This is a genomic window from Rhizobium azibense, assembly GCF_004342325.1.
Taxonomy (GTDB): Bacteria; Pseudomonadota; Alphaproteobacteria; order Rhizobiales; family Rhizobiaceae; genus Rhizobium; species Rhizobium etli_B.
Window position 1 is genome coordinate 357556 of sequence record NZ_SMBJ01000007.1, and the last position, 23841, is coordinate 381396.

A 23841-nucleotide genomic window follows, 5' to 3' on the forward strand; every position below is an offset into this window, starting at 1 on the left:
GCAAGGATCGCGGCTATTTTGAACGGGTCTCGAGCAAGCGTCTTCGCCTTTCTGGACTGAAGGCGGTCACGTCGTTGCTTCGGTCCTGCGGCCACGGGGGGCCGAACAAAACTGGAAATCCAGGATGTAGCCGCGCCTTGCGAGCAGCATCAATTCACTTTCGTGACGGTGAAGCCTTGTTTGCGCAGAAGTTCGATGATGCCGACTTCGCCCGGCAGATGCAGGGCGCCGACGGCCATGAAGACATCGCCGCCGGCCAGAATCGGAGCTGCACGCTCGGCCATCGTCTTGTTGCGGTCGAGGATGATACGCTGCTCGAAGCTGGCGTAGTCGCTCTTCTCGTCCTTGCCGTCCGGCGACACTGTTTTCAGCATCGGTATGGTCATGCCGATGTCGCCTGAGAGGTAGAGATCGGTCATCGTTTCCACGACGTCGTTCATCTTGGAGCCGAGCTCCAGCGTCTCGATCAGGGATTTCAGATGGAATTCCACCGGAAGTTCGGCCATTGCCTGCAGTTGTTCGGCAAGCGTCTCGAGCCCGCGCACCTGCTTGCCTTCGGCGGCTGCGTCGGCTGCGATCTTCTGATCGAGGAAGGGGATACCCTTCGCCTTGCGGGAAATTTCGCAGGCGGGGAGCGCCACTGCGCTTGCAATCATCCAGGGGCGCATGCGCGAAACGGCCGACAGCGGAATGCCGCGTCGCTTCAGGCCGGCACCGAGACGGGCGTAATCATCGCGTGACAGAAGTTTCTCGATCGTCGTCCCATCGGTGAACATGGTGAGATCCGGGCGGGCGAGGAGCGCGGCGGCCGCCTTCTTCTGGCTCAGGATTTCATCGGATTCGATGACGATCGTATCGGCGCCATCACGAGCGGCCCGGGCGTAGAGCGGCAGGTTCAGCACGCGCGGATCAGTAACATGCATGCTGCCAAGCAGCCATGAAGGCTTCAGGCCGGGCTTTTCGATCTTCCAGAAGATGCCTTTGCCGTTCGGCGTCGCATCCGCTTCCTTGACGACCTCTGCATAGCGCGCAGGATCGTTCTGCTGTAGCTCGCTCATCAGGTTTTTGCCGGTGCAGGTATCGTCGGCAGCCTGGGCCGAAGACACCGCAAGGAGCATCGCGAGAAGCGCGGCGGCAAGCAACATATGGAAGGCCGCAATCAGCCAGAGCAACATGTTGCCCGCTGTCGCAATGCCAAGACTGCGGTGGCCGATGGTGATCGTCATGATGGTGTTCCGCTCACGATGGATGAGAGCCCATGCTCTACGCCCTGCATGCGCATATTGCCTTAAGAGAATACGTTAACAAAGGATTACGCTCTCGGATGGGCTCGATCGTAGACTTCCAGCAGACGCGATGAATCAACGCCGGTATAGACCTGGGTCGTGGACAGGCTTGCGTGACCGAGCAGTTCCTGGATCGTCCTCAGATCGCCGCCGCCAGCCAAAAGATGCGTTGCAAAAGAATGCCGCAGTGCATGCGGTGTTGCCGTTTCCGGCAATCCGAAGGCGCCGCGCATCCGCTGCATCGTGCGCTGGATGATCCCGGTCTGGAGCTTGCCGCCGCGAGCGCCGCGGAAGAGCGGTTCTCCTTTCTCCAGATGGTACGGGCACAGGGAGCGGTATTTCTCAACGGCTTCAAGAACGATGGGCAGCAGCGGAACCAGGCGCGTCTTGTTGCCCTTGCCGGTGATGCGCAGTGCCGTGGCGCCTGCATGCAAGCTGTCCGCAGTCAGGTCAAGTGCCTCGGCAATGCGAAGCCCGCAGCCATAGAGGAGCGTGAAAACGGCGGCATCGCGCGCAGCGATCCATGGCTCCTCGTGAAGCTGTGCCTCGTTGCTTGCGACAGTGATCGCCTGCTTGTCGGAGAGCGGTTTCGGCAGCGATTTCGGCTGTTTCGGCGAGCGAACGGCTCCTGCTGCTGCGGCGTTCACCAGCCCTTTTTTTTCCAGATATCGCAGCAGCGACCGAAGACCGGCCAGATTGCGGCCAAGCGATCGCGCCCCCGAACCTTCTTTCCGGCGGGCGGCCAGGAAGCCGCGGAAATCGGCCGGACGAAGAGATTCAATGTCCTTCAACGTCGCCGGGCCGCCTATGTGGCCCGTCAGGAAGGTGAGGAACTGGCGGCTGTCGCGCTCGTAGGCGTCGAGCGTGTGTTCCGATAAGCGCCGCTCGCGCTCGAGACTTTCCAGCCAGGCGCTGCGTTCCGCCATCAGGCGCGGGTCGGCGATAATCAGCAGTTCGGTCACTGGCGCGGGCCTTGATTTTGTTCTTGCCTTTGCCAAGTTTGAAGGAGAGACCGTTAGGGAATTGCTAATATCGGCCAAGCTCTTGTCATGCTTCCATCATATTAGGTTGCGATAGCTGTGCCGAACGAAACAGGACTTTGCATGGCACGGCGCCAATCCACGACGGCTCTCGGACAGCTCGCGGAAGCGATCGCTCTGGTCTCCCACGGCAACCCCGGACACATCGTTGATACTCTGATCGCCGAGCGCGGCCAGCGCATCGTCCGCCACCCGCTTTGGCCGGTGATGCGGCCCTTTCTCTATGCCCTTTTGCGCTATAACAGGGCACTTCAGTTCGCCAACGACGTAGCGAACATGCCTGGCTTCCAGTGCTTCGAATATATGAGCAACCTGCTGATGCTGGATATCGCGGTTCGAAATGCCGAGCGTATACCTGCTTCGGGGGGCTTCATTCTCGTCAGCAATCATCCAACCGGCATTGCCGACGGTGTGGCAGTCTTCGACCTCCTGAAGAACCGCCGCCCGGACATGATGTTCTTTGCCAACCGCGACGCGGTACGTGTCAATCCGCGTTTTGCCGAAATGGTGATCCCCGTGGAATGGCGGGACGAGTATAAGACCAAACTCAAGACCCGTGAGACGCTGCAGCTCACGAACCACGCCGTGAAGGAAGGAAAGGCAACTGTATTGTTTCCCTCGGGCCGCATCGCCTACTGGGCGAACGGCCGGCTGAATGAAAGGCCGTGGAAAAACTCTGCCGTCGGCCTTGCCCGCAAATACAATCTGCCGATCCTGCCAGTGCACATGACCGCGCGCAATTCCGGTCTCTTCTACTGGTTTGCAAAGTGGTCGACCGAACTGCGCGACATGACGGTGTTTCACGAACTTCTCAACAAGCGCGGCGATCGTTTTGATTTCATCATCGGCAATCTCGTTCCAGTCGGGCATCTGGACGGAGACATAAACGAAGTGACAAAGGCGCTCGAAAGACACACGGTACATGATCTGCGTGCCGACAGCGATGCACGGTTCCTGCCGCTGATGCAGCCGCCCGCGCCCGAGATGGTGGCGGCCCATTCATTTCGTTGAGCGGGCAGGTTAAAGCGAGACATGTTTTTCGCTCGATGTTCGCCTAGAACGAAAGATCGCTGCGATCGATCAGAATGCATCTTTCGGGCATCAGTCTTTTCGCCGGCGAAAACGGCGTCGCAAAGCCGATGGTGCCGAAGAGCTTCCTGCCGCCGCTGCCAAGGAGCGATCCGGGGTGCGACAGGACGACGAACACGGATCGAGGCGAAGGGGTTGGCCGGCGTCATCGATGAGGACGAGTAGTCGATGTTCTCGCAGGTTTTCTTTTTGCTTCATAGCGGGCATGGTCACGCCCGATGAGCACAGATTCGTCCGATCTCTTTGGCGCGTTATTCGAGGCACCGGCCGGAACCCGCACGGTTCCGGTTCTTGTGCCCATGCCTGCACCGAAACCCTATTCCTATTGCGTGCCGGATGGCACGGCCGTCGAGCCCGGTTCGATCGTCCAGGTGCCGCTCGGCCCCAGACAGGTGATCGGCGTTGTTTGGGACGGCGGTGAAGATGGGGTCGATCCGAAGAAGCTACGACCGATCACCCATGTCTTCGATTGTCCACCGCTTTCCAAGGAAATGCGGGAGTTCATCGACTGGGTGGCTGCCTACACGCTATCGCCGCCCGGTCTTGTTGCCCGCATGGCGCTTCGTGCACCGAATGCCTTCGAACCGGAGCCGATGGCGGAAGGATTGCGCTTCATCGGCGGCGAGCCGGTGCGGATGACGCCCGCCCGCGCGCGCGTGCTCGACACGGCATCGGACGGTGTCTCGTGGACACGGACCGGACTTGCACATGCCGCCGGCGTTTCCACGAGCGTTGTCGATGGCCTCATCAGCCAGGGGCTTTTCGAGACCATTTTCCTGCCTCCGCCCCCGGTCGTGGCAAAACCCGATCCGGATTTTGCGTCTTCGCGCCTGCAGGGGCCGCAGAAGGATGCCGCCGAAGGGATCTTGAGCGAAGTCAGAAAAGGTGAGTTTTCCGTTTCTCTCATCGATGGCGTGACGGGATCAGGCAAGACCGAGGTCTATTTCGAGGCGATCGCCGAGACCATACGCCGCGGCAAGCAGGTGCTGATCCTCCTGCCTGAGATCGCACTCACCGCAAGCTTCCTGGAACGCTTTCAGGACCGGTTCGGCGCAAAGCCGGCCGAATGGCATTCCGATCTTGCGCCGCGCATGCGCGAGAAAGTCTGGCGGCAGGCGGTGACGGGCGAGGTTCGCGTTGTCGCCGGCGCCCGCTCGGCATTGTTTCTGCCGTTCGAAGACCTGGGACTCATCATTATCGATGAGGAGCACGACCCTGCCTACAAGCAGGAAGACCGCGTCTACTACAATGCCCGCGACATGGCAGTCGTCCGTGGGCGCATCGGCAATTTCCCGGTTGTTCTCGTGTCGGCAACGCCCTCCGTCGAAAGCCAGGTGAACGGTCAAAACGGACGCTACAGTACCATCCATCTGCCGACACGCTTCGGTGACGCGGCGCTGCCCGATCTGCATCTCGTCGATATGCGCCGGCACGCGCCGAAAAGGGACGGGTTTCTCTCGCCGGTCCTGATCCGGGCGATCGGCAAGACGGTCGAAAAGGGCGAGCAGGCGCTGCTCTTCCTCAATCGCCGCGGCTACGCACCCCTGACGCTCTGCCGTGTGTGCGGCCACCGCTTCCAGTGCCCGCAATGTTCGAGCTGGCTCGTCGAGCACCGTTTCCGCAGCCAGCTGCAGTGCCATCAATGCGGCCATTCGCAGCGCACGCCGGAGGCCTGTCCGGAATGCGGAACGCTCGATCACCTCGTTGCCTGCGGGCCGGGGGTCGAGCGCATCGCGGAAGAAGTTGAGCGTCATTTCCCCGATGCGCGGACGATCGTGCTGTCCTCGGACATTACGGGCGGCGTCAAACGCCTGCGGCTGGAACTCGAGGCGATCGCCAAGGGCCAAGCGGATATCGTCATCGGCACGCAGCTTGTCGCCAAGGGGCATAACTTTCCGTTGATGACCCTGGTCGGCATCGTCGATGCGGATCTGGGACTGGCCAACGGCGATCCGCGCGCGGCGGAAAGAACATTCCAGCTTCTTTCGCAGGTGACGGGCCGCGCAGGGCGAACGGGTCTGAAGAGCCATGGCCTGCTGCAGACTTACCAGCCGCAGCATCCCGTCATGCAGGCGATCGTTTCAGGCGACGCGAGCGCGTTCTACGAGCGGGAAATCGCCGAGCGAGAGCGGGCAAGCTTGCCGCCTTTCGGACGCCTTGCCTCGATTATCGTGTCGGCCGAAACGCGCCATGACGCAGAAAACCATGCCCGCAGCATGCGCAGCTCGGCGCCGCAGGTGTCCGGCATTTCCATTCTCGGCCCCGCCGAAGCGCCGCTGGCGCTGGTGCGCGGCCGCTACCGCTTCCGGCTCCTGGTACACGGACGGCGGAGTTCCGACATGCAGGCATTTCTGCGCACAATGCTCGCGCAGGCGCCGAAAGAGCGTGGCTCGGTGCACGTCCAGCTCGATATCGACCCGCAAAGCTTCCTGTAGATCGGCGACTGACAGCCGTTTTCCACCCGGCGCAATCATGCCATAAGCGGCAGGCATTCGCAGCGTGATTTGGGGTGATCCATGGAGTTTTATTTTCCCGAGACCTTTGCCGAACAGCTCGCATTCTGCTCGGCGGCGTTCACGGCTCTTGCAGGTCTCGTCATCATGTTCGCGCCTGGATATGCAATGCAGCTCTTCGGCCTTCAGCCGCGTGGAGAGCGCCGTGACGGTTTTGCCGAGCAGCGCGCCGTCGGCGGTTTCTATCTCGGATTCGGATTGGCTGCGATCATGCTGGCACAGGATTTCATCTACATGGCGCTCGGGGCGGCATTTGCGATGGCGGCTTTCGCCCGGATCGTCTCGCTCCTTTCCGATAAGGGGAGCACAGTTCTCAACTATTTACTTCTGGTTGTGCAGATCGTTCTCGCGGCGCTCCCGCTCGCCTATTCCTTGGGCTTCTTCGCAACTTAGGTTCAAATGCCGCGAGCCGCTCGCCCGCCGGGCTTTGCGGCATTTCACGATTTTGCTGATAGAAAAGCATTCGAAAGGCATATTCGGGCATTACGCGTGTTGCGAGTCCCGACATCCTATGTTAGACGGACCCCGAATTTCGGAAGAAGCAAGAGGCTTCTCTTGCGATTTCTGGGGGAAATCAAAACGAATTCAAGAGCATAGGTCAGGCGCCCGCCAAAGCCGGAATCTTGAGTTGAAATCAGGGAAATTTGTGCCCGTGGCAGACACGTCCCAGCTTGCTTCTGGTGTTGCAGAACGATATGCGTCCTCGCTGTTCGAACTGGCTCTTGAAGAAGGCGCCGTCGAGAGCGTCACTGCAGATCTCAATCGTTTCCAGGCGATGCTGGACGAGAGCGACGACCTGAAGCGCTTCGTTGCAAGCCCGGTATTCTCCGCAGACGATCAGCTCAAGGCGGTCGCTGCAATCAGCGAGAAGGCCGGCATCAGCAGCTTCTTTGCCAATTTTCTGAAGGTTGTGGCGCGTAACCGCCGCCTCTTTGCCCTTCCGGGCATGATCAAGGCCTTCCGCATCATCGCTGCTCGCCAGCGTGGCGAAATTTCTGCCGAGGTCACCTCGGCCCATGCGCTGACCGCAGCGCAGGAATCCGAATTGAAGGCGGCGCTGAAGGGCGTCACCGGCAAAGACGTGGCGATTGCCGTCACGGTTGATCCGTCAATTCTTGGTGGTCTGGTCGTGAAGGTCGGGTCCCGTCAGATTGATACGTCGCTTCGTACCAAACTTTCTACCCTCAAGCTTGCATTGAAAGAGGTTGGCTGATGGATATCCGCGCCGCGGAAATTTCCGCAATTCTCAAAGATCAAATTAAAAATTTCGGCAAAGAGGCGGAAGTCTCGGAAGTCGGCCAGGTGCTTTCTGTCGGTGACGGTATTGCTCGCGTTTACGGTCTGGACAACGTCCAGGCCGGTGAAATGGTCGAGTTCCCCGGCGGCATCCGCGGCATGGCGCTGAACCTTGAGTCCGATAACGTCGGTGTCGTTATCTTCGGCTCCGACCGCGACATCAAGGAAGGCGACACCGTCAAGCGGACCGGCGCCATCGTTGACGTTCCGGTTGGTCCGGAGCTGCTCGGCCGCGTCGTTGATGCTCTCGGCAATCCGATCGACGGCAAGGGCCCGATCAACGCGACGCGCCGTGCGCGTGTCGACATCAAGGCTCCCGGCATCATCCCGCGCAAGTCGGTCCATGAGCCGATGTCGACTGGTCTCAAGGCTATCGATGCTCTCATCCCAGTCGGCCGCGGCCAGCGCGAGCTTGTCATCGGCGACCGCCAGACCGGCAAGACCGCGATCCTTCTCGACACGATCCTGAACCAGAAGGCCATTCACGACGCCGGCCCGGAAGCTGAAAAGCTTTTCTGCGTCTACGTCGCTGTCGGCCAGAAGCGTTCTACGGTTGCGCAGTTCGTCAAGGTTCTCGAAGAACGTGGCGCCCTGAAGTATTCGATCATCGTCGCCGCGACGGCTTCCGATCCCGCTCCGATGCAGTTCCTGGCTCCATTTGCCGGCTGCGCCATGGGCGAATATTTCCGCGACAACGGCCAGCATGCGCTGATCGGTTACGACGACCTGTCCAAGCAGGCTGTTGCCTATCGTCAGATGTCGCTGCTGCTGCGCCGCCCGCCGGGCCGCGAAGCATATCCGGGCGACGTCTTCTACCTGCATTCGCGTCTCCTCGAGCGTGCTGCAAAGATGAGCGACGCAATGGGCGCCGGTTCGCTGACCGCTCTGCCGGTCATTGAAACGCAGGGCAACGACGTTTCGGCCTTCATTCCGACCAACGTGATCTCGATCACCGACGGCCAGATCTTCCTCGAAACCGACCTGTTCTATCAGGGCATCCGCCCGGCTGTTAACGTCGGCCTGTCGGTTTCGCGCGTCGGATCGGCCGCGCAGATCAAGGCGATGAAGCAGGTTGCAGGCTCGATCAAGGGTGAGCTTGCCCAGTATCGCGAAATGGCCGCCTTCGCCCAGTTCGGTTCTGACCTTGATGCTGCGACGCAGCGCCTGCTGAACCGCGGTGCCCGCCTCACCGAGCTCCTGAAGCAGCCGCAGTTCTCGCCGCTGAAGGTGGAAGAGCAAGTCGCGGTCATCTTCGCAGGTGTCAATGGCTACCTGGACAAGATCACTGTCGCACAGATCGGCAAGTTCGAGCAGGCATTGCTCTCGTACATGCGCTCGGAAGGCTCGGCCATCCTCGACACGATCCGCACGGAAAAGGCAATCAGCGACGATACCAGGGGCAAGCTTGTGGCTGTCCTCGATACCTTCGCGAAGTCTTTCGCCTGATCGCACTTAATTAGGACGGAAAACGGATGCCTTCACTAAAGGATCTGAAAAACCGGATCGCCTCCGTCAAGGCGACGCAGAAGATCACCAAGGCGATGAAGATGGTCGCCGCGGCGAAGCTTCGGCGTGCGCAGGAGGCGGCCGAGGCCGCCCGGCCTTATTCAGAGCGCATGGCGGCTGTTCTTTCGAACATCTCCAAAGCGATGACGGATGCTGATAGCGCACCAGTGCTCATGACGGGTACGGGCCAGTCACAGGTTCACCTGCTCATCGTCTGCACCGCCGAGCGCGGCCTCTGCGGCGGCTTCAATTCACAGATCGCGCGATTTGCGCGCGAGCATGCCCGCAGGCTCATTGCCGAAGGCAAGACTGTCAAGTTCTTTACCGTAGGCAAGAAGGGCTATGACGTTCTTCGTCGCGAATTTGCTTCGATCATTGTCGAACGCAGGGAGCTTCGCGATGTAAAGCGCATCGGCTTCGAGAATGCCGACCAGATCGGCAGGCGCGTCATCGAGATGTTCGAAGCCGGCGAATTCGACGTCTGCACGCTGTTCTACTCGGAGTTCAAGTCGGTTATCTCCCAGGTGCCGACGGCTCAGCAACTCATCCCGGCTTCGGCTCCGGAAGCTGTTGTTGAAGACGATGTGCATGCAAGTGCCGTCTATGAATACGAGCCGGATCCGGCAGCGATCCTGAACGATCTGATCCCGCGCAACATTTCGGTCCAGATTTTCCGCGCGCTCCTCGAAAACGTCGCCGGCGAAATGGGCGCGAAGATGAGCGCGATGGACAGTGCCACGCGCAACGCTGGTGAGATGATCAACAAGCTGACGCTCAGCTACAACCGGCAGCGTCAGGCTCAGATCACCAAGGAACTCATTGAAATCATTTCGGGCGCGGAAGCGCTCTGAGGTTAGAGAAAGAGGGTATGAAAATGGCTAGGGCAGCTACCCCGAGGGCGGCAGCGAAGACCGCTGCTAAAAAGACCGCCACAGGCTCTGTCGGCAGGGTCACACAGGTTATCGGTGCCGTCGTCGACGTTGCTTTCGAAGGCGAACTGCCGGCGATTTTGAACGCGCTCGAAACCACCAACATGGGCAACCGCCTGGTTCTGGAAGTCGCGCAGCATCTCGGCGAGAACGAAGTCCGCACGATCGCCATGGACTCCTCCGAAGGCCTGGTCCGCGGCCAGGAAGTGGTCGACACCGGCGCTCCGATTTCTGTTCCGGTCGGACCGGAAACGCTGGGCCGCATCATGAACGTCATCGGCGAGCCGGTTGATGAAGCCGGTCCGCTCGTTACCGCTTCCAAGCGTGCGATCCACCAGGACGCACCGTCTTATGTCGACCAGTCGACGGAAGCACAGATCCTGGTCACGGGCATCAAGGTCGTCGACCTTCTGGCTCCTTACGCCAAGGGCGGCAAGATCGGCCTCTTTGGCGGTGCAGGCGTCGGCAAGACGGTTCTCATCATGGAACTGATCAACAATGTTGCTAAGGCGCACGGTGGTTACTCGGTGTTTGCAGGCGTCGGTGAGCGCACCCGCGAAGGCAACGACCTCTATCACGAAATGATCGAATCGGGGGTCAACAAGCATGGCGGCGGTGAAGGCTCGAAAGCAGCCCTCGTTTACGGCCAGATGAACGAACCGCCGGGCGCTCGCGCTCGCGTCGCTCTGACGGGTCTGACGGTGGCCGAAAACTTCCGCGACCAGGGCCAGGACGTTCTGTTCTTCGTCGACAATATCTTCCGCTTCACGCAGGCAGGTTCGGAAGTGTCGGCTCTGCTTGGCCGTATTCCTTCGGCCGTCGGTTATCAACCGACGCTCGCAACCGACATGGGCCAGATGCAGGAGCGCATCACGACGACGACGACCGGCTCGATCACCTCGGTTCAGGCTATCTACGTTCCGGCCGACGACTTGACCGACCCTGCTCCGGCAACTTCGTTCGCGCATCTTGACGCGACGACCGTTCTATCGCGCTCGATTGCCGAAAAGGGTATCTATCCGGCCGTCGACCCGCTCGACTCCACCTCGCGCATGCTCGACCCTATGGTCGTCGGCGAAGAGCACTATGAAGTTGCCCGCAAGGTTCAGTCGACGCTGCAGCGCTACAAGGCCCTGCAGGACATCATCGCGATCCTTGGCATGGACGAACTGTCCGAAGAGGACAAGATCGCCGTCGCCCGTGCCCGCAAGATCGAGCGTTTTCTGTCGCAGCCGTTCTTCGTTGCCGAAGTCTTCACCGGTTCGCCGGGCAAGCTGGTTCCGCTCGAAGACACGATCAAGGGCTTCAAGGGGCTCGTCAACGGCGAATACGACCACCTGCCGGAAGCCGCCTTCTACATGGTCGGCTCGATGGACGAAGCCGTCGAGAAGGCCAAGAAGCTCTCCGCAGCTGCTTGATGAACGAAGCTCGTGACGAGATTTTCTGCTGCGACTCCCTGAGGGAAGTCGTGGCAGGACTTCCCGCCCCGGCGGCGCCGACCGTTTACAGAGCAGAAAACGGCGTGCTGATGATGGTAGTGGGTCTAGTCCAAACCGAGGAAGGCCTCGGATATCTCGATCAGGCGATAATGCACTGCCCGTTCTGCGGGACCAAACTGCAAGATGCAAAGGCCATAGCCGAGAAGGTAAGTCACTGATGGCTGACAATTTCTATTTTGAACTCGTATCTCCGGAGCGCCTGCTCCTGTCGGAGATGGTGACGGAAGTTGTCATTCCGGCAACCGAGGGCGAGATGACCGTCATGGCGCACCACGCCCCGGCGATGACCACCATCAAGCCGGGCATCGTCAGCGTCCGCTCCAGCGGCGGCTCAAAGCAGGACTACGTTGTTTTCGGCGGCTTCGCCGACATCCTGCCGACCGGTTGCACGCTGCTTGCAGAATCCGCTGTCGCGGTCGAGGACCTCAACAAGGACGAGTTGACCCGTCGTATCGAGGCTGCGAAGAAGGAGCTCGAGGATGCGCTCCATCACGAACACAAGTCGAGGCTGGAGCATTTCATCCTGGAACTGACGCATCTGCGCGGAATCGTCGAGCCGGATTGAGCGAGTTTGCACCGAACTCACCTGAAGCGGCCCCAACGGGCCGCTTTTTGTTTGCGGCAGGATACGTCTCAACGTGGAACGGCATGGGCTCTCAGTAAGACCGGCCGTTCGACGAAAATATAGCTGAGGCTTCCTGCGACGAACACAAGGGCTGCTGCCAGGAGTGACCAGAGCAGCCAGCCGCAGACAAGATTGTCGGCGATCGGGCCGAAGGCGGAAGGAAAAAGCGCCTCCACAACGGAAATGACCGGATCCTGCCAGATATAGATGCCGAACGAGATTTTCGCGGTGAAGCGTACCGCTCGACGATCGAGGCAGCTCCCAAGCCACAGTGAGCGCGCCAGAGAGACCAGCGCCACTGCAATGGCGATCGGAAAGAGCGGAAAGCCGTAAGGAATTCCAAGCCAGCCATAGGCCTCCCAAGGTCCGCCCACCGATGAGACGAGGGCAGCGGCGCTGCCGGCCAGGGCGAGACAGGCGAGGACATCGAAAAGCGCGACCCTCCGCGTCGGAAGGATTGTCTCAACGCCCGAAGCAAGGATACCGAGCGCGAAAATCGCAAAAAAGCCGATCGGATTGTAACGCGGCATCCATTCCTTCGCACCGCCCGCCATGCCGAACTCCCAGCCGCGCTGCACGTGCTCCGGCTGCAAGGCGTTGACGATCAACCAGTGCAAGGCAAGGGCAGTCGCCAGGGCGCAAAGCCAAAGGAGACGCTTAGGCAAGCGCGGTAGCCGGCGGCTGAAATGATGAAGAGCAAGCATGAACGCCGGCAGCAGCACATAACAGGTTGCTTCGAATGGAATCGACCAAAGCGGTCCGTTCCCTTCGACCGGAAACAAAGTCCGCCAATGCCACTGGCTCATCAGGAGGAAACCTGCCGCATAGCGCATCCTGAGCTCGGCCGTTGGTGGATCTGCGAGCAGCGTGATGCTCAAAACGAAGCCTGCGGTCAGCGCCACCCAGTAGCCGGGCAAGATGCGTGCCGCGCGATGTATGGCGTAAGTTTTCAAATCCGGCAATGGGCGGCGCTCATCCAGGGCCTGCCAGAAGGGCCGCGCAAGCAGATAGCCGCTGAGAACAAAGAAGACCGCTACGCCGAAATTGCCAAAGCGGGCAATGACCAAGGCCGATTGCGCGGCGGCGTCCACCTGATTGATGTCGATCCGCAGGACAAGATGATGAATGAGAACGAGCAGGCACGCGGCCGCACGCATGGCATCGGCACCTGCCAGCCTCCGATCTTTCTCCATTCGTGCCTCGCCTGACTGCTTCTCCTCAGGCCTAGGACATGATGGCGCGCAGGACAAGGGCTCTGCCATGGAACGGTCGGGCACGGGACGAAAGGCGCCATTCATCTTCGCCGGCCGTCGGGTGTGACGCAAACATGGGCACCGGCGAACACCCGGACATAAGCAGACCGGGTGCTCGCCGGCGTTTCCGTACCTGCCGGGGACGGAAACAGCGTGAATTAGGCGGCGATGTTTCGATAAGGTCGCTCGGCACGTGCGGCGGACAATGCATGCGCCCACCATTGAAGCCTTGCCATCATGCGGGCGAGAAGCTTGAGCGCGTCTTCCGGCCCCTCGAGGCTGCCGTCTTCATCGAAGCGGTTCCAAGGTGCCACAATACTCACGGTGTCGCGTATGGTGACGGCATGGAGTTCGGCGAAGACGAGCCGCAGCTGTTCGACAGCACGCAGACCGCCAGAGATTCCTCCATAGGATACGAAGGCTACAGGTTTGCCGTGCCAGGGTTCGTTGAACGCGTCGAGCACGAATTTGAGTGCCGCAGTGAAGCTGTGATTGTATTCGGGTGTGACGACGATGAAGGCATCGGCCGCATTCAGGCGCGAGGCGAGACGCACCATTTCGGGATGATCGCTATCGTGCCGGGCAGGCAGACCGAAATCGAGCGGATCGATGATTTCAAGGTCAATCTGCGGGTAAAGCGTGAGCTGCCGGATCAGCCATTTCACCACCCGGTCGCATATCCGGCCCTCACGTATGCTTCCGTAGATGACGCCGATTTTGATGGCAGCTTGCATATATTGCTCCTTCTTTACGCTGCAAGGAGTTTGGCTTATAAAACCTCAACCAATATTGAGGTCAATATGGAAACAAGTTCATCGATCAATTTCGGCAGGCTCCTGACTGTAGGCGAAGTTGCAGAGCGCAGCGGGCTGGCCGTCTCGGCGTTGCATTTCTACGAGGCCAAAGGCCTGATTTCGAGCATGCGGTCACGCGGCAATCAGCGACGTTACGGGCGTGATGTCCTGCGCCGTCTCGGCATCATCAAGGTGGCGCAGAGGGTCGGAATACCGCTGGCCGAAATTCAGGCGGCCTTCGATACTCTGCCGCAGGGGCGCACCCCAACTGCGGGTGACTGGCAAAAGCTCTCGCAAATGTGGAAGGACGATCTGGATACGCGGATCATGCGGCTGATCTTGCTTCGCGATCGTTTGACCGGTTGCATCGGCTGCGGTTGCCTGTCGATCGAAAGCTGCCCGTTGCGAAATCCCTGCGACAAGCTTGGGAAAGAGGGAACCGGTGCGCGCCTGCTAGAGGAGGCTTAGCGGCCGCTGCAATTGCTCCCATCTAGCTGTCCACGGCAGCCGCTTCGTCCATTTCCTGATACAGCCCGTTCTCTGGCTGCACACGATTGCTCTCCAAGTCTCTAGCCACCAAACGAAGCAATACAGCGCTAAACGAAGAAAATTGAATATCAAACGAACCGGCTACGACAATAGCTTTTGTGAGGTTTCGATCAGGTTGATGCCGCTTTCCGCGCAGACCTTCCTGAGGGATTCGACATTGCAGTCGTCGGTGACGAAGGTGTGGACCTGTGACAGGTGGCCGATGCGCACCGGAGCCGTGCGCTCGAACTTGGTGGAGTCGGCAACGAGGACGACGTGGCGTGCATTCGCCATGATTGCCTGGGCGACCCTCACCTCGCGGAAATCGAAGTCGAGAAGCGCACCGTCCGGATCGATCGCCGAAGCGCCGATCACGGCGTAGTCGACTTTGAACTGGCGGATGAAATCGACGGCTGCTTCGCCGACGATGCCGCCATCTGAATGGCGAACCACGCCGCCCGCGATGACGACCTCGATTGAAGGAAAAAGGCGCAAGCGGCTGGCAACGTTGATGTTATTGGTGATTACCATCAATTCCTGGTGATCGACGAGCGCTTCCCCGACGGCCTCGGTCGTCGTTCCGATATTGATAAAGAGCGAGGCCTTGTCGGGAATAAGATCAGCCGTGGCGCGACCGATCGCGAGTTTTTCGCTGGCCGCGATCGAGCGGCGCGCCTCGTATTTCACGTTCTCCGTCCCGCCCGGAAAGATCGCTCCGCCGTGAATGCGCGTCAGTACATGCCCATCGCATAGATCGTTCAGATCCTTGCGGATGGTCTGCGGCGTAACGGAGAAGCGTGCTGCCAGATCTTCGACCAGCACGCGGCCCTCCGCTTTGGCGATATCGAGGATCTCCGTCTGCCGTCCGGACAGAAACATGGTTTCGCTCCCTTTCTTTCGTTGGGCCGGATCATATGTTAAAGCGAAAATTGCGCAATCGGCGACTGGCTGCCGGAGCGGGGAGGGTTCAGGCGTGTTTCATCCCAAGCTTTTCGAGAATCGCAATGTTGTGGTGACCGGAGCAGGGCGTGGAATCGGCCTCGAAGTCGCGCGGCAGTTCCTAGATTGCGGCGCCCACGTCCTGGTTCACACTGGCCGGAACAGCGAAAGGGATCTGCCGGATTTCCTGCTGACGGCAGAGCAGGAGCGGCGGGCGGTTCTTATCGCTGCCGATTTTCTCGCGCCGAACGGAACTGCCGGTTTCGCAGCGAAAGCCCTTGATACTTTCGGCATCATACACGCACTCGTCAACAATGCCGGCACCATGGTGGGCCGCTTTTTGGCCGACGACCTGACCGATAGGGAATACGACACGATCGTCAGACTCAACCAGACATCTGTCGTCGAGCTCACGCGTGCGCTGCTTCCTGCTTTGCGCGCAGCCCACGGGGCGGCGATCGTCAATACGGTTTCCATCTCGGCTTTGACCGGCGGCAGTCCCGGCTCGGCAATCTATTCCGCCTCCAAGGCTTTCGTTGCCACCTATTCCAAAGCGCTCGCACGTGAGCTGGCGCCGGATGCGATCCGGGTCAATTGCGTGTCTCCGGGCACGATCGAAACCGACTTCCACGGGCGTTATTCCTCGCCGGAGAAGCTCGAGCAAACCCGCAAGGGCATACCGCTGCAACGTCTTGGGACTGCCGAAGATTGCGCGCCCGCCTATCTCTTTCTGGCTGCGCCGTCACTTTCCGGCTACATCACGGGCCAGGTGCTCGAAATCAACGGTGGCCAGCTTATCTGCTGATTTAGTTGGACTTTTTTTGGTATTTCGCCAATTGGGAATAATGCCGGCGTGTGAATATGTTATCGTTCCGGCCTACCTGAAGTGCTCCAGCAGAGATCAGAATGCCCTTGCCAAAGACCGAGCCGGGAATAACCGGCCAGGAACTGCAGAAGCTTGCTGTAAAGGCCCACGAAGCAGGCGGACTGCTGAAAGCGATGGCGCATCAAAACCGGCTTCTCATTCTGTGCATCCTCGCCAACGAGGAAAAGACGGTCAGCCAGATCGAGGAATTGCTGGGTGTACAGCAAGCGATGGTTTCACAGCAGCTTGCACGGCTGCGCATGGAAGGCCTCGTAAATACGCGAAGGGCAGGCCGGCTGGTCTATTACAGCATCGGCAATGCCAATCTGACGATTTTCCTGGATTCTCTCTTCGGCATGCTCAAAGCAACCGACCCCGACTGATTCCCGCCCTTGCGATTATTGCCGGCTAGCGCCAAAGATGGCTTGTCCCGAAGCGGGCGGGAGGCTGGATGATCGACAAACTTGAATTCTTCATTGCCCTTGCCAACGAAAAGCACTTCGGCCGTGCTGCCGAGGAGTGCGGCATCTCGCAGCCCACGCTGTCGGCTGCAATTCGGCAACTTGAAGATCAACTGGGCGTCATGCTCGTGCAGCGGGGCTCACGGTTTCAGGGTCTGACGCCGGAGGGCCAACGTGTCCTCGAATGGGCAAGGCGCATCGTCGGTGACACGCGCACCATGCGCGAAGAGATGCGCGCGGCGCGCAAGGGTCTTTCCGGCCATCTGCGCCTTGCTTCCATTCCGACGGCTCTGGCGATGCTGCCGCGTATTACGACGCCTTTTCAGGAGCGGCACCCGGACGTCACCTTCTCCATCGTCTCGCGCAATTCGCTGCAGGTGTTGAGCATGCTCGAAAATCTGGAGATCGACGCCGGGGTGACTTATCTGGAAAACGAGCCGCTTGGGCGTGTAACGGCCGTGCCGCTTTATTCCGAGCGCTATCACCTGATCACCGCTGCCGGCAGCCCGCTTTCCGATCGCGAGACCGTGACCTGGCGTGAAGTGGGCGACCTTCGGCTTTGCCTATTGACGGCTGACATGCAGAACCGGCGCATCATCAACCGGCACCTCGCGGAAGCGGGTGCGAGCGCGCATCCCACTTTGGAATCGGGTTCGATGATCGTGCTCTTTTCTCATGTCAGAACCGGGCGCTGGGCGAGCATCATGCCACGTAACGTGGCTGAATCCTTTGGCTTTCCAGCCGAAATACGAATGATTCCGATTGTCGAGCCGGCGGCCCATCATTCGGTCGGACTGGTCGCCACGCATCGCGAGCCTTTCACGCCTCTCGTGTCTGCGTTGCTCCACGAGGCCAGGATACTCGCAGAGCGAGAAAGTCTTTGATAGGAAATACCTATCAGGTGACGGAACAGCTTTATTGATCGCTCGATGTTTCCCTGAAAGACTCACCTGGAAAATAAGATACCGGATCGGCATGGGGAGGCCGTTGCGGTGAGCGACACAGCAAAGCCTCGGGAGGCCTGCCGAAAATGAATGCTCATGTCGCCAATGGCGATATTGCCGAGCGCACGCGCGCGATTGTAGGCGCCTTGCGGTCTCTTGAGGGTCCGCTCCTGCCGATCCTTCACGAAGTCCAGGATGAATTCGGCTATGTGCCGCACGAAGCGCTGCCGGTCATTGCCAGCGAGCTCAATCTGTCGCGGGCCGAAGTGCATGGTGTGATGACGTTCTATCACGACTATCGCGATCACCCTGCCGGCCGCCATGTCCTGAAGCTCTGTCGTGCCGAGGCCTGTCAGTCGATGGGCAGCGATGCTGTCGCCGATCGGTTGAGAACACTGCTCGGCGTCGATTTCCATCAGACCACGCTCGACGGCAGCGTGACCCTGGAGCCAGTTTACTGTCTCGGGCTCTGCGCTTGTGCGCCCGCAGCCATGCTCGACGGCGAGCTCTATGGGCGGGTCGATGATGAAACAATCTCCGATCTCGTTGCGCAGGTGCGGCGATGAGCGTGACGATTTATGTTCCGCGCGATGCCGCAGCGCTCGCGCTCGGTGCCGAGAAGGTGGCTGAAGCGGTTACCCAGGAGATCGCAGCCCGCGGCATCGATGCGAAGATCGTGCGCAACGGCTCGCGCGGAATGTTCTGGCTGGAACCGCTGGTGGAAGTCGAGGTATCGGGCAAACGCATCGGCTATGGACCGGTGAAAGCCAAGGATGTCGCTGCACTTTTCGACGCTGGCTTGGCGAGCGGCGGCGAGCACGCGCTCTGTCTGGGGGAGGTCGAAGGCCTCCCATTCCTCAAGGAACAGACCCGCCTGACCTTCGCCCGCTGCGGCATCGTCGATCCGCTTTCTCTGAAAGATTATGAGGCACATGGCGGCCTCGCCGGGCTTCGCCGCGCTGCGGCCATGGCTCCTGCAGACGTGGTCAAGGAAGTGACCGACTCCGGGCTTCGCGGCCGCGGGGGTGCTGGTTTTCCAACGGGCATCAAATGGAAGACCGTACTTGATGCCGCCGGCGACCGGAAATACATCGTCTGCAATGCAGACGAAGGCGACAGCGGCACCTTTGCCGACCGCATGATCATGGAGGGTGATCCCTTCGTGCTGATCGAAGGCATGGCGATTGCCGGGCTCGCGACGGGTGCGACGAAGGGCTTCATCTATATCCGCTCCGAATATCCCCATGCGGTCGCGACGATGACGGAGGCGGTCGAGATCGCATGCGAGGCCGGCATGATCGGCGATTCGGTGCTCAGTTCCGGCCGCGCCTTCGATATCGAAGTTAGGACCGGTGCGGGCGCTTATGTCTGCGGTGAGGAAACGTCGCTGCTCAATAGCCTGGAAGGCAAGCGCGGCGTCGTGCGCGCCAAGCCGCCGCTGCCGGCGCACAAGGGACTCTTTGCCTGTCCCACGGTCATCAATAACGTGATCTCGCTGGCCTCCGTGCCGGTCATCCTGGACAAAGGGGCCGTCTTTTACCGCGATTTCGGGATGGGTCGGTCGCGCGGCACGATCCCGCTGCAGATCGCCGGGAATGTCAAGCATGGCGGTCTTTATGAGACGGCCTTCGGGCTGTCGCTCGGTGATATCGTCGACAGGATCGGCGGCGGGACAGCGACGGGCCGGCCAGTGAAAGCGGTGCAGGTCGGCGGTCCTCTCGGTGCCTATTTCCCAAGGACGCTCTTCGATACGCCTTTTGACTACGAAGCCTTTGCTGCCAAGGACGGCCTCATCGGCCATGCAGGCATCGTTATATTCGACGACACGGTGGACATGCTGAAGCAGGCGCGGTTCGCCATGGAATTCTGTGCGATCGAAAGCTGCGGTAAGTGCACGCCCTGTCGCATCGGCTCCACGCGCGGCGTCGAAACTGCAGACAAGATCGCGCAGGGAATTGAGCCGGAGAAGAACCGGGCATTGCTCGCCGATCTCTGCAACACCATGAAATTCGGCTCGCTTTGCGCACTCGGTGGCTTCACGCCCTATCCGGTGACGAGCGCGATGACGCACTTCCCGGACGATTTCGCGCCAACACCCCTCATCGAAGCGGCGGAGTAAGAAACCCATGTCTCTCGTTCACGAAATCGACTACGGCACACCGGCTTCGAAATCCGAAACAAGCGTGACGCTGACCGTCGATGGCCGTCAGATCACCGTGCCGGAGGGTACGTCCGTCATGCGCGCCTCGATGGAGGCAGGAATTCAGGTGCCGAAGCTTTGCTCGACCGATATGGTCGACGCCTTTGGTTCCTGCCGCCTGTGTCTCGTGGAGATCGAAGGCCGCAATGGGACGCCTGCATCCTGCACGACGCCGGTTGCAGCGGGCATGGTGGTCCATACGCAGACCGGCCGCCTCAAGGATATTCGCCGCGGGGTGATGGAACTCTACATTTCCGATCATCCGCTCGACTGTCTGACCTGTGCTGCCAACGGCGATTGCGAGTTGCAGGATATGGCAGGCGCCGTCGGCTTGCGCGACGTTCGCTACGGTTATGAGGGCGACAATCACGTCAAGGCACGCAATAACGGCGACAACAATCTCAAATGGATGCCGAAGGACGAATCGAACCCGTATTTCACCTATGATCCGTCAAAGTGCATCGTGTGCTCGCGCTGCGTGCGTGCCTGCGAGGAAGTGCAGGGAACCTTTGCGCTGACGATCGAGGGGCGCGGTTTCGGATCACGTGTTTCGCCGGGCATGCACGAGCACTTCATCGATTCCGAATGCGTTTCATGCGGTGCCTGCGTACAGGCCTGCCCGACGGCAACGCTGAGTGAGAAGTCTGTCATCGAGATCGGGCAACCGGAACATTCCGTCGTAACTACCTGTGCTTATTGCGGCGTCGGCTGCTCGTTCAAGGCGGAAATGCGTGGTGAGGAGCTGGTGCGCATGGTGCCGTGGAAGGACGGCCAGGCCAATCGCGGGCATTCCTGCGTCAAGGGCCGTTTCGCCTATGGCTACTCGGCGCATAAGGACCGGATCCTCAATCCGATGATCCGCGAAAACGTCACCGATCCATGGCGTGAAGTGACCTGGGACGAGGCTTTCGCGCACGTGGCGTCGGAATTCCGCCGCATCCAGTATCAGTACGGCCGCGATTCGATCGGCGGCATAACGTCGTCGCGTTGCACGAACGAGGAGACATACCTCGTTCAGAAGCTCGTGCGCGCGGGCTTCGGCAACAACAATGTCGATACCTGCGCTCGCGTCTGCCATTCGCCGACGGGCTATGGCCTCGGCCAGGCCTTCGGCACCTCTGCCGGTACACAGAACTTCGACAGTGTCGAGGATTCCGACGTCGTCATCGTCATCGGCGCCAATCCGACGGACGGCCATCCGGTCTTTGCCTCGCGGCTGAAGAAACGGCTGCGTCAGGGCGCCAAGCTGATCGTCATCGACCCGCGGCGCATCGACCTTGTCAAAACACCGCATGTCGAGGCTGCCTATCACCTGCCGCTGAAGCCCGGCACCAATGTCGCCGTCATGACGTCGCTTGCGCATGTGATCGTCACCGAAGGGCTTTTCGACGAGGCCTTCATTCGCGAGCGCTGCGATTGGTCTGAATTCGAGGATTGGGCGGCTTTCGTCTCGGAGCCTTGTCACAGCCCGGAGGAGACCGAGAAGTTCACCGGCGTTCCGGCGGAATCGGTTCGTGGCGCAGCGCGCCTTTATGCGCGCGGCGGAAACGGGTCGATCTACTACGGCCTCGGTGTCACCGAGCACAGCCAGGGTTCCACGACGGTTATGGCGATCGCAAACCTGGCGATGGCGACCGGCAATATCGGCCGTGCGGGCGTCGGCGTTAACCCGCTTCGCGGCCAGAACAATGTGCAAGGCTCCTGCGACATGGGCTCCTTCCCGCACGAGCTGCCGGGTTACCGCCATATCTCGGACGATGCGACGCGCGATATCTTCGAGAAGCTGTGGGGCGTCAAGCTCAATAACGAACCCGGACTTCGCATCCCGAACATGCTGGACGCCGCCGTGGATGGCACGTTCAAGGGCTTGTATGTCCAAGGCGAAGACATTCTTCAATCCGATCCGGATACGAAGCACGTCGCGGCCGGCCTTGCTGCAATGGAATGCGTCGTGGTCCAGGATCTCTTCCTCAACGAGACGGCAAACTACGCGCACGTCTTCCTGCCGGGCTCGACCTTCCTGGAAAAGGACGGCACTTTTACCAATGCCGAGCGTCGCATCAACCGCGTGCGCAAGGTCATGACGCCCCGCAACGGTTATGGCGACTGGGAGGTGACGCAGAAGCTGGCGCAAGCCATGGGGCTCAGCTGGAACTACCAGCATCCCTCCGAGATCATGGATGAGATCGCGGCAACGACACCGAGCTTCGCACTGGTTTCATACGACTACCTGGAAAAGACGGGATCGGTGCAGTGGCCCTGCAACGAAAAGTCCCCGCAAGGTTCGCCGATCATGCACGTGAACGGCTTTGTTCGCGGCAAGGGCAAGTTCATCCGGACGGAATATGTGGCGACGGATGAGCGGACCGGACCGCGCTTCCCGCTTCTGCTGACGACTGGCCGTGTCCTCAGCCAGTATAATGTCGGGGCCCAGACGCGGCGCACCGACAACGTCGTGTGGCATGCCGAGGACCGCCTGGAAATCCATCCGCACGATGCTGAAATGCGCGGTATTCGCGACGGTGATTGGGTGAAGCTCGCCAGCCGCTCCGGCGATACGTCACTGCGGGCGCTGATTACCGATCGCGTTGCACCCGGTGTCGTCTACACGACCTTCCACCATCCGAACACGCAGGCAAACGTCATCACCACCGACTTTTCCGACTGGGCGACGAACTGCCCGGAATACAAGGTGACGGCGGTACAGGTCTCACCTTCCAACGGCCCTTCACAATGGCAGACCGAATATGACGAGCAGGCACGTCTAAGCCGCCGCATTGCCGGCAAGCTGGAGGCGGCCGAATAATGGAAAGGCGTCCGGCGCGCATTTCCGTCAAACGGATCGCCCGAAAGGGCGGGGTCGTAGTGCCGGGTGAACGCGTCGTGCCGGAGGAGATACCGGTTGCCTTTTCCTACGGCGGCACGTCGCATGCGGTAATGATGGCGACGCCCCAGGACATAGAAGACTTTGCGGTCGGATTCAGCCTGACGGAAGGCATAATCCAGGACGCGGGTCAGATCTGCGCGATCGAAATCGTCGATGAACAGCAGGGTATCGATGTCCAGGTAACGCTGACAGACGATGTCGCGGACGCTTTGCGTGCACGCCGACGCAGCATGGCTGGACCGGTTGGCTGCGGACTTTGTGGCATCGAATCGATCGATCAGGCCGTCCGTCCGGTGCCCGATGTTTCCTCTGCGGATCTCAGGCTTTCGCATGGCGACATCGTCCGTGCCGTCTCGCTCCTCAATGACGCACAGCCGCTTCACAGGGAAACACGCGCAGTCCACGGAGCGGGCTTTTACATTCCCGGTCAAGGCTTGCTCGCCGTTCGCGAGGATGTCGGCAGGCACAATGCACTCGACAAGCTCTGTGGGGCTGTCATTGGCACCGGAACTGCCGGCTCAAAGGGGGCTGTCGCCGTCACGAGTCGGCTGTCGGTCGAGATGGTGCAGAAAGCCGCCATCCTGGGAAGCTCTGTCCTCATCGCGATATCTGCGCCGACGGCTCTTGCCATTCGAACTGCCGAGCAGGCCGGCATGACGCTCGTTGCGCTTGTGCGCGGCGACGACTTCGAAATTTTCACCCACCCGCACCGTATTTTGCCTGAAAGCATTGCCGATGTCGCATGATCCACATTCAAAGCTCGTCTATATGGCCAACCAAATAGCGACCTTTTTCAAGAGCCAGCCTGAAAGCGAGGCAGCTCAAGGTGTTGCGACGCATATCAACAAGTTCTGGGAGCCGCGCATGCGGCGGCAATTGTTTGAAATTCTCGAGAAGGACGACAATTGCTTGGACGCGCTCGTCATTCAAGCTGCACCTCTGATCCGCAGGCCCGAGCCGGCCGAACCAATCCGGAAATAAGGTTCGATTTCACCCTGGAGGGGGCACAGATATTCGCCTGCTGCCTGGCCTCGTCGACATCCCGTTGCTTTGGAGCGTGTGGGTGACGCTCAAGGCAACCTTTGCGCTGTTCGGTTGATCTTGATCATTCGCGAAGCCTGAGGCACGTGCTTTGGCGCGTGCCTTTCCTTGTGCCGCCTTGCGGCAGCTTCTCCGGAAATCATGCG

General features: G+C 60.1%; 23 protein-coding genes. 18 read left to right on the forward strand and 5 right to left on the reverse strand.

What is annotated here, in order from left to right; all coding sequences use genetic code 11:
* Positions 1-149: 149 nt before the first annotated feature.
* Positions 150-1226 carry a TraB/GumN family protein gene (locus tag EV130_RS19770; RefSeq protein WP_074062768.1) on the reverse strand — a complete coding sequence of 359 codons (1077 nt, stop codon included), beginning with the start codon at positions 1224-1226 and terminating at the stop codon, positions 150-152.
* A gap of 86 nt (positions 1227-1312) precedes the next feature.
* Positions 1313-2248 (reverse strand): tyrosine recombinase XerC, encoded by a 936-nt coding sequence (locus tag EV130_RS19775; RefSeq protein ID WP_132552344.1) that lies wholly within the window; start codon positions 2246-2248, stop codon positions 1313-1315.
* Positions 2249-2389: 141 nt separating this feature from the next.
* Between EV130_RS19775 and EV130_RS19780 the strand changes: the two genes are divergently transcribed.
* From EV130_RS19780 to EV130_RS19820, 9 genes are all read left to right on the forward strand, one after another.
* The gene (locus EV130_RS19780; RefSeq protein ID WP_074062766.1) at positions 2390-3337 is read left to right on the forward strand and encodes a GNAT family N-acetyltransferase; all 948 of its coding nucleotides are present in this window, start codon (positions 2390-2392) and stop codon (positions 3335-3337) included.
* Between the two features lie 296 nt (positions 3338-3633).
* Positions 3634-5850, forward strand: coding sequence for a primosomal protein N' (locus EV130_RS19785; protein WP_074062765.1), 2217 nt, complete (start codon positions 3634-3636; stop codon positions 5848-5850).
* Positions 5851-5931: 81 nt separating this feature from the next.
* Complete coding sequence (locus EV130_RS19790; RefSeq protein ID WP_074062764.1) at positions 5932-6321, forward strand: AGROH133_08824 family phage infection protein; 390 nt, start codon at positions 5932-5934, stop codon at positions 6319-6321.
* A gap of 253 nt (positions 6322-6574) precedes the next feature.
* Positions 6575-7141: a F0F1 ATP synthase subunit delta gene (locus EV130_RS19795; protein WP_074062763.1), complete on the forward strand. Its 567-nt coding sequence runs from the start codon at positions 6575-6577 to the stop codon at positions 7139-7141.
* Positions 7141-8670 carry a F0F1 ATP synthase subunit alpha gene (atpA, locus tag EV130_RS19800; protein WP_074062762.1) on the forward strand — a complete coding sequence of 510 codons (1530 nt, stop codon included), beginning with the start codon at positions 7141-7143 and terminating at the stop codon, positions 8668-8670. The genes EV130_RS19795 and atpA overlap by 1 nt, the downstream gene beginning before the upstream one ends.
* A gap of 26 nt (positions 8671-8696) precedes the next feature.
* Positions 8697-9581 carry a F0F1 ATP synthase subunit gamma gene (locus EV130_RS19805; RefSeq protein WP_074062761.1) on the forward strand — a complete coding sequence of 295 codons (885 nt, stop codon included), beginning with the start codon at positions 8697-8699 and terminating at the stop codon, positions 9579-9581.
* A gap of 23 nt (positions 9582-9604) precedes the next feature.
* Positions 9605-11077 carry a F0F1 ATP synthase subunit beta gene (gene atpD, locus EV130_RS19810; RefSeq protein WP_074063361.1) on the forward strand — a complete coding sequence of 491 codons (1473 nt, stop codon included), beginning with the start codon at positions 9605-9607 and terminating at the stop codon, positions 11075-11077.
* Positions 11077-11316, forward strand: a complete 240-nt coding sequence (locus tag EV130_RS19815; protein ID WP_074062760.1) for a hypothetical protein — start codon at positions 11077-11079, stop codon at positions 11314-11316. Before atpD ends, EV130_RS19815 begins: the two co-directional genes overlap by 1 nt.
* Positions 11316-11723 carry a F0F1 ATP synthase subunit epsilon gene (locus EV130_RS19820; RefSeq protein ID WP_074062759.1) on the forward strand — a complete coding sequence of 136 codons (408 nt, stop codon included), beginning with the start codon at positions 11316-11318 and terminating at the stop codon, positions 11721-11723. The genes EV130_RS19815 and EV130_RS19820 overlap by 1 nt, the downstream gene beginning before the upstream one ends.
* Positions 11724-11791: 68 nt before the next feature.
* Here EV130_RS19820 and EV130_RS19825 read toward each other — a convergent pair whose 3' ends face one another.
* Complete coding sequence (locus EV130_RS19825) at positions 11792-12976, reverse strand: acyltransferase family protein (protein ID WP_074062758.1); 1185 nt, start codon at positions 12974-12976, stop codon at positions 11792-11794.
* Positions 12977-13194: 218 nt separating this feature from the next.
* Positions 13195-13770, reverse strand: coding sequence for an NADPH-dependent FMN reductase (locus tag EV130_RS19830; RefSeq protein ID WP_074062757.1), 576 nt, complete (start codon positions 13768-13770; stop codon positions 13195-13197).
* A 66-nt stretch (positions 13771-13836) separates the two neighbouring features.
* On the opposite strand from EV130_RS19830, the gene soxR reads away from it, so the two are divergent.
* Entirely contained in the window at positions 13837-14298 is a 462-nt protein-coding gene (soxR, locus tag EV130_RS19835) for a redox-sensitive transcriptional activator SoxR (RefSeq protein ID WP_074062756.1), read from the forward strand.
* A gap of 162 nt (positions 14299-14460) precedes the next feature.
* On the opposite strand, the gene EV130_RS19840 is transcribed toward soxR, so the two are convergent.
* Positions 14461-15237 carry a DeoR/GlpR family DNA-binding transcription regulator gene (locus EV130_RS19840; RefSeq protein WP_074062755.1) on the reverse strand — a complete coding sequence of 259 codons (777 nt, stop codon included), beginning with the start codon at positions 15235-15237 and terminating at the stop codon, positions 14461-14463.
* A gap of 94 nt (positions 15238-15331) precedes the next feature.
* Between EV130_RS19840 and EV130_RS19845 the strand changes: the two genes are divergently transcribed.
* The 8 genes from EV130_RS19845 to EV130_RS19880 all read left to right on the forward strand — a co-directional run bounded on the left by EV130_RS19845 (position 15332) and on the right by EV130_RS19880 (position 23635).
* Entirely contained in the window at positions 15332-16102 is a 771-nt protein-coding gene (locus tag EV130_RS19845) for an SDR family NAD(P)-dependent oxidoreductase (RefSeq protein WP_074062754.1), read from the forward strand.
* Positions 16103-16203: 101 nt separating this feature from the next.
* Positions 16204-16545 carry an ArsR/SmtB family transcription factor gene (locus EV130_RS19850; protein ID WP_074062753.1) on the forward strand — a complete coding sequence of 114 codons (342 nt, stop codon included), beginning with the start codon at positions 16204-16206 and terminating at the stop codon, positions 16543-16545.
* 68 nt (positions 16546-16613) lie between these two features.
* On the forward strand, positions 16614-17507 hold the full coding sequence (locus tag EV130_RS19855; RefSeq protein WP_074062752.1) for a LysR family transcriptional regulator: 894 nt from the start codon (positions 16614-16616) through the stop codon (positions 17505-17507).
* 146 nt (positions 17508-17653) lie between these two features.
* On the forward strand, positions 17654-18133 hold the full coding sequence (locus EV130_RS19860; protein WP_074062751.1) for a formate dehydrogenase subunit gamma: 480 nt from the start codon (positions 17654-17656) through the stop codon (positions 18131-18133).
* A complete protein-coding gene (locus EV130_RS19865) occupies positions 18130-19686 on the forward strand; it encodes a formate dehydrogenase beta subunit (RefSeq protein WP_074062750.1) in 1557 nt (518 codons plus the stop codon). The genes EV130_RS19860 and EV130_RS19865 overlap by 4 nt, the downstream gene beginning before the upstream one ends.
* 7 nt (positions 19687-19693) lie before the next feature.
* Positions 19694-22573: a formate dehydrogenase subunit alpha gene (fdhF, locus tag EV130_RS19870; RefSeq protein WP_074062749.1), complete on the forward strand. Its 2880-nt coding sequence runs from the start codon at positions 19694-19696 to the stop codon at positions 22571-22573.
* Complete coding sequence (gene fdhD, locus EV130_RS19875) at positions 22573-23400, forward strand: formate dehydrogenase accessory sulfurtransferase FdhD (RefSeq protein ID WP_074062748.1); 828 nt, start codon at positions 22573-22575, stop codon at positions 23398-23400. Before fdhF ends, fdhD begins: the two co-directional genes overlap by 1 nt.
* Complete coding sequence (locus tag EV130_RS19880) at positions 23390-23635, forward strand: formate dehydrogenase subunit delta (RefSeq protein WP_074062747.1); 246 nt, start codon at positions 23390-23392, stop codon at positions 23633-23635. The genes fdhD and EV130_RS19880 overlap by 11 nt, the downstream gene beginning before the upstream one ends.
* The last annotated feature ends 206 nt before the right edge of the window (positions 23636-23841 follow it).